Source organism: Nocardiopsis sp. EMB25 (assembly GCF_026797795.1).
GTDB classification, from domain to species: domain Bacteria; phylum Actinomycetota; class Actinomycetes; order Streptosporangiales; family Streptosporangiaceae; genus Nocardiopsis; species Nocardiopsis lucentensis.
In genome coordinates this window covers 4803404-4818646 of record NZ_JAMTDN010000001.1, presented here as the reverse complement: position 1 = coordinate 4818646, position 15243 = coordinate 4803404, and the positions used below count along the sequence as shown (strand labels likewise).

The following is a 15243-nucleotide window of genomic DNA, read 5'->3' as shown; positions in this document are numbered from 1 at the left end:
CTGGGAGGGGGCACCCTACCCGCCGGTGCGGACACCGGGTCCGCGTCCGTGGCGGCGGACGCGGACCCGGGTGTCAGGAGTGCTGGTCGAGGAGTTGGGCGCAGCGGATCAACCCCAGATGCGAATACGCCTGCGGATGATTACCCAACGCCCGCTCCGAGTCGGGATCGAACTCCTCGGGAATCAACCCCGTCGGCCCCGCCCGCTCCACCAGATGCGCGAACAACTCCTCGGCCTCCACCCCACGCCCCGTGAGCAGATACGCCTCGATCAACCACGCCGTACACAGATGGAAACCGCCCTCACCCCCCGGCAACCCGTCATCGCGCCGGTACCGGTACACCGTCGGCCCCTGCCGCAACCCCGCCTCCACCGCGGTCACCGTCGCCTGGAACCGCTCATCCGCCGGATCCAACAGCCCGGACAAACCGATGTGCAACGACGCCGCGTCCAGATCCTCACCCTCATAGGCCGTGGTGTAGGCCCCCACCGTCTCGTTCCACCCCTTGGCCACCACCTCAGCGGCGATATCGGCCGCCAACGGCCCCCACACGGGGTCCACCACCCGACCGAACCGGTCCGCCAGCCGCACCGCCCGGTCGAGGGTGACCCAGCACATCACCTTGGAGTACACCCGCTGGCGGGGCTCGTCCCGCTCCTCCCAGATCCCGTGATCGGGCTCGTGCCAACGGCGGGCGACCGCCTCGGCCATCGACCGCACCAGCTCCCAGTCCCGGTCGGCCAGCACCCCCCGCCGGTGGGCCAGATCCGCGATGAGCTCGACGACGGGCCCGAACACGTCCAGCTGCACCTGGTGGTCGGCGGCGTTGCCCACCCGCACCGGCCGCGACCCGGCGTACCCGGCCAGGGACTCGATGGTCTCCTCCGGGCCCAGGTCCGTCCCGGCCAACGTGTACAACGGCCGCAACAACTCCGGCGAGGGCACCGTGGCCACCACCCGGTGCACCCAGTCCAAGAACGCGTCCGCCTCGGCCGTGGAGCCCAGCGACACCAGAGCCCGCACGGTCAGCGCCCCGTCCCGCAGCCAGCAGTACCGGTAGTCCCAGTTACGCACCCCCCCGATCTCCTCGGGCAGGGAGGTGGTGGCCGCCGCCATCACCCCACCCGAAGGGGTGCACAACCCCCGCAGCGTCAGCGCCGAACGCGCGGCCAACTCCCGGGCGGCCACCGGCAACGACAGGGTGTCCAACCAGCCCGCCCAGTGGTCACGCACCGCCCGTCGGCGGTCGGTCTCGGCCACCGGCGCCGCGGACAGGTCCCCGGTGCCCAGGCGCAGTTCCAGCACCACCGGGTGCTCGCTGGTGGGGTGGACGGTGGCGCGGGCGCTGTCGTGGACCCCGTCGTGGTCGATGGCCCATTGCACGCCGGGGGCGTGCAGCACCATGGGGAAGTCGGCGCCCTGGACCACCAGACCGTCGGTGTGGGCGCGCAACCGGACCGGGGTGCGGCCGAAGTCGGGGCGGGGGGCGAACTCCACCAGGGTGGGGGCGGTGCCGGACAGGACCCGGACCAGGTCGGTGCGGCCCCGCTGGGTGGGGTGGGCGAGGTAGTCGGTGACGTGCAGGCCCGCGAAGCGGGTGTGCACGGTCATGGTGCCCGGCTCGTAGCGCTGGCCCAGGGGTTGGCCGCCGTGGGCGGGGGCCAGGGCGAAGGTCCCCGCCGACCGGCCGCCCAGGATCTCGGCGAACACCGCGCCGGAGTCGGGTTCGGGGTGGCACAGCCAGGCCAGGCGGGCGTCGGGGCCCACCAACGCCACCGAGGTCTGGTTGGACAGCAGGGACAGGCGTTCGATGGGGGTGGGGCGTTCCCCGAAGGTCCAGGCGCGGCGTTCGGTGACCAGGGCGGCCAGGAACAGGGCGGCGGTGGGGGTGTCGGGGATGGTGTGGGCGGCCATGGTCGGTGCGGTGTGCTCGCCCACGCGGATGCCGGCGTCGGGGCCGGTCAGGTGGGCCAGGGCGTCTTCCTCGCCGTCGCCGCCGCCGATGTAGCAGGTGGCGGTGGCCTCGACGTGTTCGCGTAGGGCCTGCAGGGCGGTGGGCTTGTTCGAGGGGTGGGTGTGCAGGGCGGTGTCGGGTTCGGTGCCGTGGGCGCCGACCAGGTGGATCTCGGCGGGCAGGCGGGAGAGGGTGGCCAGGCTGGTCAGGGGGCGGGAGGAGATGACGGCGCAGGTGGTGGCGGGCAGGTCGGCCAGCTCGCGTAGGGCGCGTACGGCCAGGGGGTGCGGGCGCGCCGTATTGGTGTCGCCGGTGTCGGTGGGGGTGAGGGCGCCGTCGTAGTCGCAGGCGATGAGGAGGCGGGGGGTGCGGGCCAGAGCGGAGATCCGCCGCCGCACATCCACGGGCAGGGCCTCGGGGGTCGTGTCGCCGGTTCGGCCGGACAGTCCTAGGGCCGTTCCGGCCGCCTGGGTGAGCGTCACGTTGCCTCCTCCATAGGTCTTCGTCGACCTGGGGACGTCGGTGAGGTACGGGAGTCCGCGCGCATGGTTCGGGCGCACACCACAGCTGGTGTGAAGAACGTAGAGCCCAGGGCTTGTGGCGCGGGACGGGCTTCAGGGGACTTGAATCAGACCTTGGGAATATTTGGTGTGAACACGGACAGACTGCACTGGCAGTCGGCCGGAACAAGGCCGGGTCCTCAAGAAGTCAACGTGAGACTACCTGGGCCACACGAGTCACCGCGACACTCAATCTGGGCAGAACAGGTCACATTGGTGTGGCGGCCGGAGAAGGCGGAACGGCCCCTCTCCCGGCGTACGCGGCGCGGGGGAGGGGCCGGACGGGGCACGGGTCCCGTCGGTCAGGCGGGCTTGCGCAGGTGGTGCACCCACGCGGGCGGAAAGTTGGCGAGTACCCGCTCGGAGCGGATCCCGTAACGGTCGATCCAGTCCTGCACCAGCCAGCTCGTCCGTGCCTGGCGGAGGTAGTCCTCGCGGCGCGCGATGATCGCCTTGACCTCCTTGGTGTAGAGGTAGCCGTAGAAGGACAGCGTCCCGCCCGGCCTCAGCACCTCGAAGTAGTAGTCGAGGATCTCCCCGACCGCCTCCGCCGTGAAGTTGGCGAACGGCAGCCCCGAGACGATCACGTCGTAGACCCGGTCGGTGCCCATGTCGTTGACGAGCATCGCGTGCACCGTCGCGCTGTCGGCGATCTCCGACAGTTCGGGGTCGGTGCCCAGCAGGTCCTCGACGTGGGCGGCGAAGGCGGGATTGGCCTCCACCAGGTCGACGGTGTCGCCGGGGCGCATGGCGGCGGCGATGCCCCGGGTGATCGCGCCGGTCCCGGCGCCGGCCTCCATGATGCGCAGCGGTCGGTCGGGGGCGGGGCGCTCCCGCACGAACTCGGCCAGGGCGTCGGCCAGGGCTCTGCTGCTCGGAACGACGGAGCCGGTGGCGTGGAAGGTCCGTACCGCCTGGGTGAAGAAGAGCCTGGTGTCGCGGAGACGCTCGTCCAGTTTGAGGGCGGTGAGAGGTCCGGTGGGACTCGTGGTCTCGGCCATACCCGAACGCTAGCGCCTGGCGCGCGCCGACGGGAGGGATCGGCGTCAAATCCTCAGGTTCGACGCCTTCCGACGGCGTGAACGGCACCGCGCCGCAGACGTGGGTCGGGGCGGCGTAGGCTGACCTCCATGAGCGATGCGGACGACACCCCAGGAACCGCCCCCCGTTCCCGGACCGCGCTGGTCACCGGCGCCTCCAGCGGTATCGGTGAGGAGTTCGCGCGCAGGCTGGCCCAGCGCGGGTACGCGCTCGTGCTCGTCGCCCGCCGTGCGGCACTCCTCGACGAGCTCGCGGAGGAGATCCGTGAGACCTACGGCACCGCCGTCGAGACCCTCCCCGCCGACCTCGGCACCCGCGAGGGCGTCACGGCGGTGGCCGGGCGCCTGTCCGCCGACGGCGGGGGTGACGCCGCCCCGGTCGACCTGCTCGTCAACAACGCCGGGCGCGGGGACGGCGGCGCGTTCGCCACCCAGGACCCGGGCGAGATCGACGCCATGATCGACCTCAACGTCCGCGCCGTCCTCCAGCTCACCCGAGCGGTCCTGCCCGTCCAGATCGCCCGGCGCGCGGCGGGCGAGACCGCCAAGCTCGGTGTGCTCAACGTGTCGTCGCTGGCCGGTGAGCCCGTCGTGAACCCCGGCGGTTCGGTGTACGGGGGCGGAAAGAAGTTCGTCACCCTGTGGAGCGAGAGCGTGGCCGCCGAGGTTCGCGCGAAGGGTGTGCAGGTCACCGTGGTCCTGCCCGGGTTCGTGCGCACCGACATGACCCGAGCCGTCCAGGAGAGGGGGCTGCCCGAGTTCGCCTTCGTGTCCAAGGCGCAGATCGTGCGGGACTCGTTGCGCGCGTGGTCCGCCGGGCGCTCGCACGTCGTCCCCGGCGCCCAGTACAAGACCGCCGACAGCCTCCTCAGGGTCCTGCCGCGACCGGTCGTGCGCGCCCTGGGCCGCCGTCTCGGCTGACCTCCGCCGCGACCTCGACCGGGATCGTTCACCGAACGTTTCGACCACATCGTGAGACATCCGCGTCCCCGTGCGGCAACGGGCGCCCGGACCGCCTACGCTGGTAACGCACTGTCGGTCGAGGAAAGACACCATGAAGACCTTCGAAGAGCTGTTCGCCGAGCTGTCCGAGAAGGCACGCTCCCGCCCCGAGGGGTCCGGGACCGTCGCCCAACTCGACGCCGGTGTCCATGCCATCGGCAAGAAGGTCGTGGAGGAGGCGGCGGAGGTCTGGATGGCCGCCGAGTACGAGTCGGACGACCACGCGGCCGAAGAGATCTCGCAGCTCCTCTACCACCTCCAGGTCCTGATGCTGGCCCGCGGCCTGCGTCTCGAGGACGTCTACAAGCATCTCTAGGGCGTGTTCGCCGAACACGCCCCGGCCGGTCTCCCGCACCGGCCCACCGGACGTCCCCGAAACGCCAGAACCGACGAAGGAACCACTCACATGTCCGACCTGTTGCGAATCGCCGTGCCCAACAAGGGCCAGTTGTCCGAACCGGCGGTCGAGATGCTGCGCGAGGCCGGGTACCGGCAGCGCAAGAGCTCCCGGGACCTGGTCATGGTCGACCCGGACAACGACACCGAGTTCTTCTTCCTGCGCCCCAAGGACATCGCCGTCTACGTCGGCGAGGGCATCCTCCAGGCCGGGATCACCGGCCGTGACATGCTGCTGGACTCCGGCGCCGCCGTGGACGAGGTCCTCGCCCTGGGCTTTGGCGCCTCCACCTTCCGCTTCGCGGCCCCCAACGGCGCGAGCATGAAGGTCTGCGACCTCAACGGCAAGCGGATCGCCACGTCCTTCGACGGGCTGCTCCGCTCCTACCTGGACGAACAGGGCGTCGACGCCCGCGTGATCCACCTGGACGGCGCCGTGGAGAGCTCCGTGCAGCTCGGCGTGGCCGACGCGGTGGCCGACGTGGTCTCCACGGGGACCACGCTCCGCCAGGCGGGCATGGAGACCTTCGGCGAACCGATCCTGGTCTCCGAGGCGGTCGTGATCCGGCCGTCGGGCGCGGGTGAGGACCCCAAGATCGAGCAGCTGCTGCGGCGCCTGCGCGGCGTCCTGGTCGCCCGCGACTACGTGATGATGGAGTACGACGTCCACGCCGAGCACCTGGAGCCCGCCGTCGCCCTCACCCCGGGCATGGAGGGCCCGACGGTCTCCCCGCTGCACCGCGAGGGCTGGGTCGCGGTCCGCTCGATGGTGCCGCGCCAGGACGCGCAGCGCATCATGGACGACCTGTGGCACCTCGGCGCCCGCGCCATCCTGGTCACCGACATCTACGCCTGCCGCCTTTAGGGCGTGATCCGCGGGCACATACTCTGCTGCGCGTCGCCCCAGCGGCACTCTCGCTGTGTTCTCATCAGTCGACAGGACACCACCCTGACTCCTTCTTCGGCCTTGCGAGAGCACCACTGGATACGCCGCTCGCGACGAGCAGCGCCCACGGAACACGCCCTGGCGCGCTGATCCGCGACGGGCCCCGTACACCGTGCGGGCCCGTCGTCGTGGGCGCCCTCGCGCGGTCATCCGGGGACGACGGTGAGCGTGTACTCGTCGCCGGGCGCCCCCGAGGGCGTGTCCACGAACAGCACCCGCCGGTCCGCGTCCCACTCGAAGGTCCAGTCCTTCGCCCCGTCCGGGGCGGCCACGGACAGGTCGAACCCGTCCGGATAGTCGGTCTCGGGCAGGTACAGCTCGGTCGGTCCGGACACGCCCTCGCGCACCGCGAACCGCACCGAGAGCCGCGCGGCGTCCGTGTCGTGGTCGATCTCCAGCGGGTCTCCGGCGACCGCGCGGGGGTAGGCGCGGTTCATCACGTCGACGAGGGGTCCGGGGTTGAGTTCCTCGTCCGCCCACGGCCCCCACCCGTCGTGGTCGTTGGACCAGTAGACCCGCCCCGCGGCCATCTGCTCGGTCTCCGCCAGCATCCGCGCCACGTAGTCGGTGGCGCCCTCCCTGGACACGTTCAGGCCGAACTCGCCCAGGACGATCGGCGCGTCCAGTCGCTCCGCCGTGGTGCGGACGCTCGCCGACCACAGCTCGACGCTCGTGTCCACCGTCTCCCGGGACTCGCCCGCGTACGGCTGCCCGAGGTCCATGGGCAGCGGGTAGGCGTGCGGGGCGTAGACGATCCGGGGCTCCCCCTCGCGAGGGTCCGCCAGGTGCGGCAGGGCCGACGGCGTCCCCCAGTTGACGCCCACCGCCTGCCCCTCCACGAAGAGCCAGGTGTCCTGGTCGGCCTCCCGGATCCGGGCGACGCAGCGGCGGTACAGCTCGGCGAGGGGGCCGCTTTCGAAGTCGGGCCCCTGGAGGCTGCCGCCGAAGGGCTCGTTCATGAGGTCGTAGCCGATGACCGCCGGTTCGCCGGCGAAGCGCGCGGCGACGTGCGCCCAGGCGGCGGCGTAACCGTCCATCAGTTCGGGGTGCTCACCGGTGGTGCCCCAGAAGTGGTCGAAGGCCCGGACCACCCCCGGCTCCAGGTAGACCAGCTCCCACATCTCCTGGGGTTCCACGGGCAGGCCGTCGGTGTGGGTGGCCCACTCGGGGGCGCCGTTGCCGGAGTGCCGCTCGGGGCTGGTGAACCGCCCGTAGAGGTCCTGGTGCATGTCCAGGAGGACGTGGTAGCCGCGTTCGGAGTACCAGTCGACCCGTTCGGCTACCGCGTCCAGGTACGTCTCGTCGTAGACCCCGTGTTCCGGTTCGAGCGCCTGCCACTGGAGGAGCAGGCGGACGAAGTTGGTGCCCATGAGGTCGTACTCGCGCTGGACGGCCTCCTCCGTGATCCAGGGCAGGCGCTCGGGGTCGGACTTGGCCGAACCGGAGGTGTTGAACCCGTGGAGGAACAGGGCGCGTCCCCGGTCGTCGGTGAGGTAGCGGGTGGGCCCGGGATCGTGCTCGGTGATGACCGCGACGGCGGTGGTCAGGAGTAGCGCGAGCGCCACGAGGGCGGCGGCGGGGAGTCGGCGGGGGAGTCGGCCTCGGGCCTGGCGCGGCATCGGCACCGTCCTTTCGGGGATGGGGGCGAGGGGGTGGTCAGGACGGGGTGTTGGATGAGACGCGGATCACTAGGATGCAAAAGGTGAATAAGATTCGCAATATCCGTCTGGCCGGCGCCGCCGGTTTCACGGCCCTGCTCCCCTGCGCGCTCTTCGGCAACGGCGCGTTCGTCGCCTGGCTCGGCGCCCGCGCCGCCTGGCTCCTGCTGCCGTCCGCGTTCGGCGCCCCCTTCGCCTTTCCCCGGCTCGGCCCCTCGACCGTGGGTCAGCCGCCCTGGAACCACGTCACGGAGATCCTGGCCGTGCTGGTCCTCGCCGGGGTCACCGCGTGGTGGACGTATCGCGCCCTGGGCCGTCGGCCCGGCGCCAACTCCTCGCGGTTCCTGCTCTCCGTCTGGGCCGCGGTCCTGCTCGGACTGGTGGCCGCCGGTGTCCTGCGCGCCGCCGCCGACGCCCTCGCCGGGGGCGTCGGGCTCCTGGCGCTGGCCGGGTTCGTGCTCGCTGGGACCCTCAGCGGCCTGCTGTGGGGCGTGTGCACCGGCTGGGTGTGCGCGGTGCCGGTCGCGGTCGTCCACCGGTTGACGGCGGCCCGGGAGACCCCGGCCCCGACCGGGGCCTGAGGAGGGCCGCCGCGCGTGCGGCGACGGGGTGGAACGGAACCCGCCCCACCCCGCCCGCGTGTCCGGGGCCTCAGGCCGCCGAGCAGACCACGTCCGGTACGCCTCCGGTGCCGTCGTGGGTCCCGGTGAACCCGAACTCCGTGCTGTCGCCGGGGCCGAGCGTCCCGTTCCAGCCCAGGTCCGTGGCGGTGACCCGCGTCCCACTGGTCGTGATGTCGGCGTTCCACCCCTGGACGACGCTCTGGCCGTCGTCGTGGGTCCACGTCACGGTCCAGCCGGAGAGCGCCGACCCCGCGGTGACCGTCACCGCCGCCTGGAAACCGCCCGACCACTCGGAGACGATCCGGTACTCGGCCGTGCAGTCCTCGTCGGCCGGAGGGTCGCTCGGCTCCTCACCCGGGTCGGGGGCGTTCACCGCCAGGTCGTAGGCGGCCTGGGGGACGAACTGCCCCGCGGGCGCGATGCAGCCGTCGGCCTCACCCGGCAGCTTGGTCCAGAGGAAGGCGTCGATCAGCGGGTGGCCCGTGTCGGTGGTGCTGGGGCGGCCGATCATCCGCCCCGGCGGGTCGCACCACTCGTTGTCGGGGGTGGGGCCGTTGCCGTTGCGGCTGGTGTCGATCACGGCGCCGAGCCCGGGTACGCCCGTGGCGGCGATGACGGACTCGGCGAAGGCGATCTCGTCGTCGGTCCAGTTGTAGTTGGAGGTGTTGGTGGCGATGCCGTGGGCGCTGTGCGCGATGTCCGCGCCGTTGAGCAGGTCGGCGGCGTCCTGGGGACTCAGCCAGGCCGAGTTCCCGATGTCGAAGTACACCCGGGCCTGGGGAGAGCCCGCCATGAGGGCCCGGCCCGCGAAGGCCATCGACTCCAGGAGCGGGGAGGGGTCACTGCACGCGCTCACCAGCGGGAGGGCGTCGGGCTCCAGTACGATGGTGGCGGGACGGCCCTCCAGTCCGGCGGCCACCTCCTCCACCCAGGCCCGGTAGGCCTCGTGGCTGGGCGCCCCGCCGCCGCTGTGGTTGCCGCAGTCGCGTCCCGGGATGTTGTAGACGACCAGGATGGGGACCTGGTCCCGGGCGTCCGCGGCGCCGACCAGCGCGTCGACCTCCGCGCGGACCTCGTCGGGGTTGTGCTGGGCGAACCAGGTGGCCTGGGCGACCGAGGCGATGCGGTCGCCGATCACGTCGGCCCGCGGGTCGTCCGGGTTCTCCCGGACCCACACGGCCGCGGACGTGTCGGGGTTGACGTAGAACTCGGACTCGTCGGCCGAGGCCGGCGCCACGCCGAGCAGGGCGGCGCCGAGGGCCAGGGCCGTGACGGAGCCCAGGGCGGCTCCGACGGCTGTACGTGTTCGGGACATGAGCCTTCCTTCGTGGATTGACCCCCGTCGTGCTCTTCCAGGACCCCCGTGCGTCGTCTCGTCTGTCGGCCCCCGTTCACGCGGTGCCGGGAGCACTCCCGTTTGGGAGCGCTCCCAAACGCCGTCAGGCTACCCTGTGACGTGCCCTGTGCACAGGGGGGTGACGGAAGTGTTTCCGGGGCGTGCGCCCGCCCCGGCGCCGGTCAGCCCTCGGGGGAGTCGCCCGACCTCGGCCGGGCCTGGAGGGCCGCCCAGATCAGCGGGATCTGGAGGGGGACACGCCCCCAGGCGACCAGCCTGTTGTCGGCGACCGCCGGAAGCCGCCCCGAACCCGCGTCCAGGGCCATCCGCACGTTGGCGGGCCACACCGCGAGCAACAGCGCGGCACTGGCCGGACCGGCCCACCGTCGGCGGGTCAGCAGTCCGAACCCGCATGCCAGTTCGGCCGCCCCGCTGCCGTACACGAAGGCCCGGTGGGCGGGAAGACGCCGGGGCATGATCGTCTCGAAGGGCTTGGGTGCGGCGAAGTGCAGCGTTCCCGAGGCGACGAACAGGCATCCCAGGGCGCGCGGAGCCACCGCGCGCAGTCTCTCCAGGCGGGTGTTCACGGTCATGCACACTCCTCTCGTGACGCGCCGCCCACAAACCTACTCGTCGGTAGTCCCGGGGGCCACCGCCCGCCCCCCCGCACGGGTCCCCGCTGCGGGCACAATGTGGGCATGGAACAGCGGAGATCGGAGCGGACGGCGGACACCGCCCCCGGGGGCGGGGAGACGGTCACCCTGGAGCGGGTGACCGGTCAGACCGGAGGCGACCTGGTCCTGCGCCGGGTCGGCGCGCACTACGAGATCTACTCCAACGGGGTCTTCCTCATGGACACCCGCGACGGGACCTCGGAGCGGGAGATGGTGCGGGCGAGCCTGTCCGCGCTGCCCCACGGGCGGTCCCTGGCACGCGTGCTGATCGGGGGGCTCGGCGTGGGCTTCTCCGCGCGCGAGGCCCTCGACCACCCCCGGGTGGCCCGCGTCGACGTGGTCGAACTCGAACCGAGGGTCATCGCCTGGCACGACGGCGAACTCGGGGAGGCGGCCGGGTACGTCCACCGCGACCCGCGCTGCCGGGTGCACAACGCCGACATCGTGGCCTGGCTCGACGACGCCCGGGCCGCCGCCGACCCCGTCCGCTACGACGTCATCTGCCTGGACACCGACAACGGCCCCGACTGGACGGTCGTCGAGGGTAACGGCCGACTGTACGAGGGCGCCGGGCTGGACACGCTCGCCGACCTGCTCGCCCCGGGCGGGCTGCTGGCCTTCTGGAGCGCCAACAGCGTGTCCGCCTTCGAGGAGGCGTTGCGCGCCCGCTTCGCCTCGGTGGAGGTCATCGAGGTGCCCGTCGCCCGGGGTGTGCCCGATGTCGTGTACCTGGCGGGCTCGCCCTCGGCGGATCAGTCCTCGCTCGACATGTAGTCGGCGAACTCCCGCAGGGTGATCAGCCCGTCTCCGTCCTGGTCCATGGCCTCGATCGCCTTTCGGGCCTGCTCCTCGGTGCAGGTGTCGCCCAGGCGGTGCATGAGGTCGGCGTACTCCTGGGCGGAGATGCGCCCGTCGCTGTCGGCGTCGACGAACGCGAAGGTCGTCGCGTACTCGTTGGTGTCGGGCATCGGGGTCCCCTTCTCGGCTCTGGTTGCTGTGGCTCGCGCCAGCGTATCGGGGGCGCCACCGGCCAGGAAGGACACGGCGCGGCACGCGGAGGGGACGGCATGTGATGGAATGTCACTCTGGGTAATAATAAGAATGCTCTTGGTTGTTTCCCGGTGGCGCGGGGGTGAATTGAGTCGGCTCCTTCATCTTTCGTTCATCTTTTCTCTTTTCCCTGATCAGTCGGACGGCCTTGCATGGGGAACGTGCTCGGCGGGACACGCCGGGCGGTCCCTGCACTGGGTCGGCGGCCCCCTGCCGACCCGAAAGTAACGAGTCGAGGATTCCCACGTGATCTCCAAGAAGTGGCTTCAGGTCGCCGGCGTCGCCGGAGTGGTTCCGTTCATCCTCACCGCGTGCGGTGGGAACAGCGACGGTGGCGACGGTGGCGACGGCGGTTCGGAGCTGTCCGGCACCATCGCGATCGACGGTTCGAGCACCGTCGGCCCCCTCTCCGAGGTCGCCGCCGAGATGTTCATGAACGAGAACTCCGGCGTCCAGGTCTCGGTCGCCCAGTCGGGCACCGGTGGCGGGTTCGAGAAGTTCTGCCAGGGCGAGACCGACATGAACGACGCCTCGCGCGAGATCAAGGACGAGGAGATCGCCGCCTGCGAGGAGAACGAGATCGCGTTCGAGAGCGTCCAGGTCGCCAACGACGCCCTCGCGATCGTCGTCAACCCCGAGAACCCCCTGGAGTGCATCACCGTCGACCAGGCCAGCCAGATCTGGAACGAGGGCTCCACCGTCTCCACCTGGGGCGACGTCGACGGCCTCGACGTGGGTGACCTCTCCGGCGAGGACATCACCCTCTACGGCCCCGGCTCCTCCTCCGGCACGTTCGACTACTTCACCGACGCCATCAACGGTGAGGAGGGCGTGATCCGCAACGACTACACCGACATCGGCGAGGACGACCAGGCCGCCATCGTCGGCGTCGAGGGCGACGCCGGCGCCATGGCCTACATCCCCTACTCCTACTTCACCGAGGCCGGCGACGCGGTCAAGCCGCTCCAGATCGACTCCGGCGACGGCTGCGTCGAGCCGACCCTGGAGAACGTCCAGGACGGCTCCTACGCCCCCCTGGGCCGCGGGCTCTTCGTCTACGCCAGTGACGTCGCCCTCCAGGAGCAGGCCGCCGTGGACTTCATGAACTTCTACATCGAGAACTCCGACCAGATCACCGAGACCGCCGGTTTCGTTCCGCTGACCGAGGAGCAGAAGGCCGCGGCCACCGCCCAGATCGAGTCCCTCACCTCCTGACCGCCCTCGATCCGAGAGCACATCAGCCATGGCAAAAAGCAGCATGGCGACCCCTCCGGCCGGCGCTGACCAGCGCCGGCCGTTGGCGGGCGCCGGATCCTCCCACCTGGGCGAGAAGAGCATCAAGTTCCTCCTCGCCCTGTGCGCGGCCTTCTCCATCATCGTCACCACCGGGATCGTCGTCGCCCTCGTGGTCCCCACGGTGAGCTTCTTCGGGGAGATCACCTTCTCCGAGTTCCTCTTCGGCACCGTCTGGCAGCCGGCGTTCGCCAACCCCTCGTTCGGTGTCCTGCCGATCGTCGTGGGCACGCTGATCGTCGTCGTGACCGCGCTCCTGGTCGCGATTCCGATCGGTCTCGCCTCCGCCGTCTACCTGTCCGAGTACGCCTCGCCGCGCGTGCGCAAGACGATCAAGCCGGTCCTGGAGGTCCTGGAGGGCATCCCCACCGTCGCGATCGGCCTCTTCGCGTTCTTCTTCATGCGCCCGATCGCGGAGAGCCTGTTCCCGTTCTTCCCCTGGGAGACCCCGTTCTCCATCGGTATCGCGGGTATGGCCGTGGGCCTGCTCATCGTGCCGCTGGTCGCCTCCGTGTCCGAGGACGCGATGCGGTCGGTCCCCGGAGGGCTCCGCGAGGGCGCCTACGCGCTCGGTTCCAGCAAGATGCGGGTGACCCTGCGCGTGGTGTTCCCGGCCGCGATCTCCGGCATCATCGCCGGGATCGTGCTCGGCACCTCCCGCGCGATCGGCGAGACGATGGTCGTCCTCATCGCCGCGGGCGCGGGCAACCCGAACCTGACGTTCGACTGGTTCAACTCCGCCCAGACCATGACCGCCTACATCGGCGGCACCGCGACCGGCGACATCCCGCAGGGCACGATCGTCTACGACACGATCTTCGCCGTCGGCACCCTGCTCTTCTCGATGACGCTGGTCATGAACATCATCGCGACCCGTCTGGTCCGCCGCTTCCGTGAGGTGTACGAGTAAATGGTCATCGACAAGGGAAAGCGGCCCCAGAGGTCGCGGTTGGCCGTCGCGGGCGCCCGGGCGGCCACCGACAGCATCTTCGCCACGTCGTCGCGCTCGGACCGGATCGGCAACGTGCTGTTCCGGTCCCTGCTGCTGCTCGGCATGGGCGTCGCCCTGCTGGGCCTGGTGTCCATCATCCTCTGGTCGCTCGTCGAGGGCGCGCCCCGGCTGGACGCCGAGCTGATCACCGAGGGTCCGTCCTCCATCATGCCGGAGAGCGCCGGGTACCGGACCGCCATCCTCGGCACGCTGTGGGTCATCGGCGGCGTCGTGCTGTTCATCGTCCCCGTGGGCGTGGGCGCGGCGATCTACCTGGAGGAGTACGCGGACAAGACCCGGTGGTGGAACCGCGCCATCGAGGTGAACATCCAGAACCTGGCGGCCGTGCCGTCCATCGTGTTCGGCATCCTGGGCCTGGCGTTCATCGTCCGCGGCCCGCTCAGCCTCGGGTTCGTGGCCGCCGCGGGTTCGTTCACACTGTCCCTGCTCGTGCTGCCGACGGTCATCCTCGCCGCGCGTGAGGCGATCAAGGCCGTGCCGAACTCGACCCGGCTGGGCTCGCTCGGCCTGGGCGCGACCAAGTGGCAGACCATCTGGCACCACGTCCTGCCGGGCGCGCTGCCCGGGATCCTGACCGGCCTCATCCTCTCCGTCTCGCGCGCGATCGGTGAGTCCGCGCCGCTGCTGCTGGTCGGCGCCGTCACGTTCGTGACCTTCGACCCCTCCTTCCTCGAGGGCCAGTACTCGGTGCTGCCGGTGCAGATCTACAACTACGCCGGCCGCCCCCAGGAGGAGTTCCGCGTCCTCGCCGCCGCCGGTGTGATCCTCATGCTGGCCGTGCTACTGACGATGAACTCGTTCGCGATCTGGCTGCGCAACCACTACGAGAACAAGAACGCGAGATGACCGGGGTGCCCGCGAGCGCACCCCGGGCCGCGCCCGTGGACGCCCACGGGCCCGCTCGTTCGGTCAGCCTCCCGACCGGCGCCACGGCCGTGTCGGGTTCGTCCCGTCCCTGGAGGTCCGCGCGTGGAGTCTCCGTCGGCCCCGGAGGGGCGGCCGCTGCTGTTGGTGGGCGAGTCGGACGGGCGGGCCGCGAACGAGTTGCGCGCGCTGTTGGCCGACGAGCCGATCGACGTGTTGTTCTGCGCCGAGGCGCCCAGGGCCCTGCTGCTGCTCGGCCGGGAGGGGCCCGACGCCGTGCTCCTGGGCGCCATGGACGGGCCGATCGACTCGCTGGAGTTCCTGCGCATCGTCCGCAGCTCGGACCGGGTCCTGCCGGTGGTGGTGGGCGTGCCGAGCGGAGACGCGTCGTACGCCGACACGGCGCGCTCCCTCGGGGCGACGCTCACGGTGGAGCGGCCCTACGGCGCCGCTGACCTGGTGCCCTCGGTGCGGGCCCTGCTCCGGGGGCTCGTGCGCGATCCGCACGGCTCGGCCCCCATCGACCTGGGGCGGCTGCGGGTGGACGGCGAGGCCCCGGCGTTCCGGCTCGACGGGGCGCTCGTCGCGCTGCCCCCGACGGAGCACCTGCTGCTCCGGCACCTGGCGCGCAACGTCGACGCGGTGGTCCCGCGCCAGGAGTTGGTCCGGGCGGCCTGGGCCGGTGACGCGGACGTGCGGAGCAACACGCTCAACGTGCACATCATGCGGTTGCGAAGACGCCTGGGCGACGACCGCGCGCGCCCGCGGTGGATCAGCACGGTGCACGGGGTGGGGTACCGGCTCACCGTCCCGGAGACGGGCGGTGGCTGAGGT

The 15243-nt window shown here is 71.3% G+C and carries 15 protein-coding genes; 9 read left to right on the top strand and 6 right to left on the bottom strand.

Going from position 1 to position 15243, the window contains the following annotated elements; genetic code table 11:
• Positions 1 to 73: 73 nt before the first annotated feature.
• Positions 74 to 2437: a trehalase-like domain-containing protein gene (locus KIK06_RS21160; protein ID WP_268644820.1), complete on the bottom strand. Its 2364-nt coding sequence runs from the start codon at positions 2435 to 2437 to the stop codon at positions 74 to 76.
• Positions 2438 to 2817: 380 nt separating this feature from the next.
• Positions 2818 to 3516 carry a class I SAM-dependent methyltransferase gene (locus KIK06_RS21155; protein WP_268644819.1) on the bottom strand — a complete coding sequence of 233 codons (699 nt, stop codon included), beginning with the start codon at positions 3514 to 3516 and terminating at the stop codon, positions 2818 to 2820.
• A gap of 129 nt (positions 3517 to 3645) precedes the next feature.
• On the opposite strand from KIK06_RS21155, the gene KIK06_RS21150 reads away from it, so the two are divergent.
• The 3 genes from KIK06_RS21150 (at position 3646) to hisG (ending at position 5818) form a co-directional block, all read left to right on the top strand.
• The gene (locus tag KIK06_RS21150) at positions 3646 to 4476 is read left to right on the top strand and encodes an SDR family NAD(P)-dependent oxidoreductase (RefSeq protein WP_268644818.1); all 831 of its coding nucleotides are present in this window, start codon (positions 3646 to 3648) and stop codon (positions 4474 to 4476) included.
• A 133-nt stretch (positions 4477 to 4609) separates the two neighbouring features.
• Complete coding sequence (locus KIK06_RS21145) at positions 4610 to 4873, top strand: phosphoribosyl-ATP diphosphatase (RefSeq protein WP_017601182.1); 264 nt, start codon at positions 4610 to 4612, stop codon at positions 4871 to 4873.
• 90 nt (positions 4874 to 4963) lie between these two features.
• Positions 4964 to 5818, top strand: a complete 855-nt coding sequence (gene hisG, locus KIK06_RS21140; RefSeq protein ID WP_017601183.1) for an ATP phosphoribosyltransferase — start codon at positions 4964 to 4966, stop codon at positions 5816 to 5818.
• Positions 5819 to 6045: 227 nt separating this feature from the next.
• Here hisG and KIK06_RS21135 read toward each other — a convergent pair whose 3' ends face one another.
• Entirely contained in the window at positions 6046 to 7518 is a 1473-nt protein-coding gene (locus tag KIK06_RS21135) for a cellulase family glycosylhydrolase (protein WP_268644817.1), read from the bottom strand.
• A 74-nt stretch (positions 7519 to 7592) separates the two neighbouring features.
• Between KIK06_RS21135 and KIK06_RS21130 the strand changes: the two genes are divergently transcribed.
• A complete protein-coding gene (locus tag KIK06_RS21130; RefSeq protein WP_268644816.1) occupies positions 7593 to 8138 on the top strand; it encodes a hypothetical protein in 546 nt (181 codons plus the stop codon).
• A gap of 70 nt (positions 8139 to 8208) precedes the next feature.
• Here the strand turns inward: KIK06_RS21130 and KIK06_RS21125 are convergent, their stop codons facing one another.
• A complete protein-coding gene (locus KIK06_RS21125) occupies positions 8209 to 9495 on the bottom strand; it encodes a glycoside hydrolase family 6 protein (RefSeq protein WP_268644815.1) in 1287 nt (428 codons plus the stop codon).
• Positions 9496 to 9698: 203 nt separating this feature from the next.
• On the bottom strand, positions 9699 to 10109 hold the full coding sequence (locus KIK06_RS21120; protein WP_268644814.1) for a DoxX family protein: 411 nt from the start codon (positions 10107 to 10109) through the stop codon (positions 9699 to 9701).
• Between the two features lie 105 nt (positions 10110 to 10214).
• Between KIK06_RS21120 and KIK06_RS21115 the strand changes: the two genes are divergently transcribed.
• Entirely contained in the window at positions 10215 to 10964 is a 750-nt protein-coding gene (locus KIK06_RS21115; protein WP_017601188.1) for a spermidine synthase, read from the top strand.
• On the opposite strand, the gene KIK06_RS21110 is transcribed toward KIK06_RS21115, so the two are convergent.
• Entirely contained in the window at positions 10943 to 11158 is a 216-nt protein-coding gene (locus tag KIK06_RS21110) for an EF-hand domain-containing protein (RefSeq protein ID WP_017601189.1), read from the bottom strand. The two genes, KIK06_RS21115 and KIK06_RS21110, sit on opposite strands and share 22 nt — an antisense overlap.
• 328 nt (positions 11159 to 11486) lie before the next feature.
• Between KIK06_RS21110 and KIK06_RS21105 the strand changes: the two genes are divergently transcribed.
• The 4 genes from KIK06_RS21105 (at position 11487) to KIK06_RS21090 (ending at position 15240) form a co-directional block, all read left to right on the top strand.
• Positions 11487 to 12455 (top strand): PstS family phosphate ABC transporter substrate-binding protein, encoded by a 969-nt coding sequence (locus tag KIK06_RS21105; protein ID WP_268644813.1) that lies wholly within the window; start codon positions 11487 to 11489, stop codon positions 12453 to 12455.
• Between the two features lie 28 nt (positions 12456 to 12483).
• Positions 12484 to 13443, top strand: a complete 960-nt coding sequence (gene pstC, locus KIK06_RS21100) for a phosphate ABC transporter permease subunit PstC (RefSeq protein ID WP_026128059.1) — start codon at positions 12484 to 12486, stop codon at positions 13441 to 13443.
• The gene (gene pstA / locus KIK06_RS21095) at positions 13444 to 14391 is read left to right on the top strand and encodes a phosphate ABC transporter permease PstA (RefSeq protein ID WP_268644812.1); all 948 of its coding nucleotides are present in this window, start codon (positions 13444 to 13446) and stop codon (positions 14389 to 14391) included.
• A gap of 123 nt (positions 14392 to 14514) precedes the next feature.
• Positions 14515 to 15240, top strand: coding sequence for a response regulator transcription factor (locus tag KIK06_RS21090; RefSeq protein WP_268644811.1), 726 nt, complete (start codon positions 14515 to 14517; stop codon positions 15238 to 15240).
• The last annotated feature ends 3 nt before the right edge of the window (positions 15241 to 15243 follow it).

What these genes read in the sequence shown, in the direction of transcription:
- KIK06_RS21155 (WP_268644819.1), bottom strand. Translation starts at nt 3,516, where the DNA reads ATGGCCGAGACCACGAGTCCCACCGGACCTCTCACCGCCCTCAAACTG.
- KIK06_RS21150 (WP_268644818.1), top strand. Translation starts at nt 3,646, where the DNA reads ATGAGCGATGCGGACGACACCCCAGGAACCGCCCCCCGTTCCCGGACC.
- KIK06_RS21145 (WP_017601182.1), top strand. Translation starts at nt 4,610, where the DNA reads ATGAAGACCTTCGAAGAGCTGTTCGCCGAGCTGTCCGAGAAGGCACGC.
- hisG (WP_017601183.1), top strand. Translation starts at nt 4,964, where the DNA reads ATGTCCGACCTGTTGCGAATCGCCGTGCCCAACAAGGGCCAGTTGTCC.
- KIK06_RS21135 (WP_268644817.1), bottom strand. Translation starts at nt 7,518, where the DNA reads ATGCCGCGCCAGGCCCGAGGCCGACTCCCCCGCCGACTCCCCGCCGCC.
- KIK06_RS21130 (WP_268644816.1), top strand. Translation starts at nt 7,593, where the DNA reads ATGCAAAAGGTGAATAAGATTCGCAATATCCGTCTGGCCGGCGCCGCC.
- KIK06_RS21125 (WP_268644815.1), bottom strand. Translation starts at nt 9,495, where the DNA reads ATGTCCCGAACACGTACAGCCGTCGGAGCCGCCCTGGGCTCCGTCACG.
- KIK06_RS21120 (WP_268644814.1), bottom strand. Translation starts at nt 10,109, where the DNA reads ATGACCGTGAACACCCGCCTGGAGAGACTGCGCGCGGTGGCTCCGCGC.
- KIK06_RS21115 (WP_017601188.1), top strand. Translation starts at nt 10,215, where the DNA reads ATGGAACAGCGGAGATCGGAGCGGACGGCGGACACCGCCCCCGGGGGC.
- KIK06_RS21110 (WP_017601189.1), bottom strand. Translation starts at nt 11,158, where the DNA reads ATGCCCGACACCAACGAGTACGCGACGACCTTCGCGTTCGTCGACGCC.
- pstC (WP_026128059.1), top strand. Translation starts at nt 12,484, where the DNA reads ATGGCAAAAAGCAGCATGGCGACCCCTCCGGCCGGCGCTGACCAGCGC.
- pstA (WP_268644812.1), top strand. Translation starts at nt 13,444, where the DNA reads ATGGTCATCGACAAGGGAAAGCGGCCCCAGAGGTCGCGGTTGGCCGTC.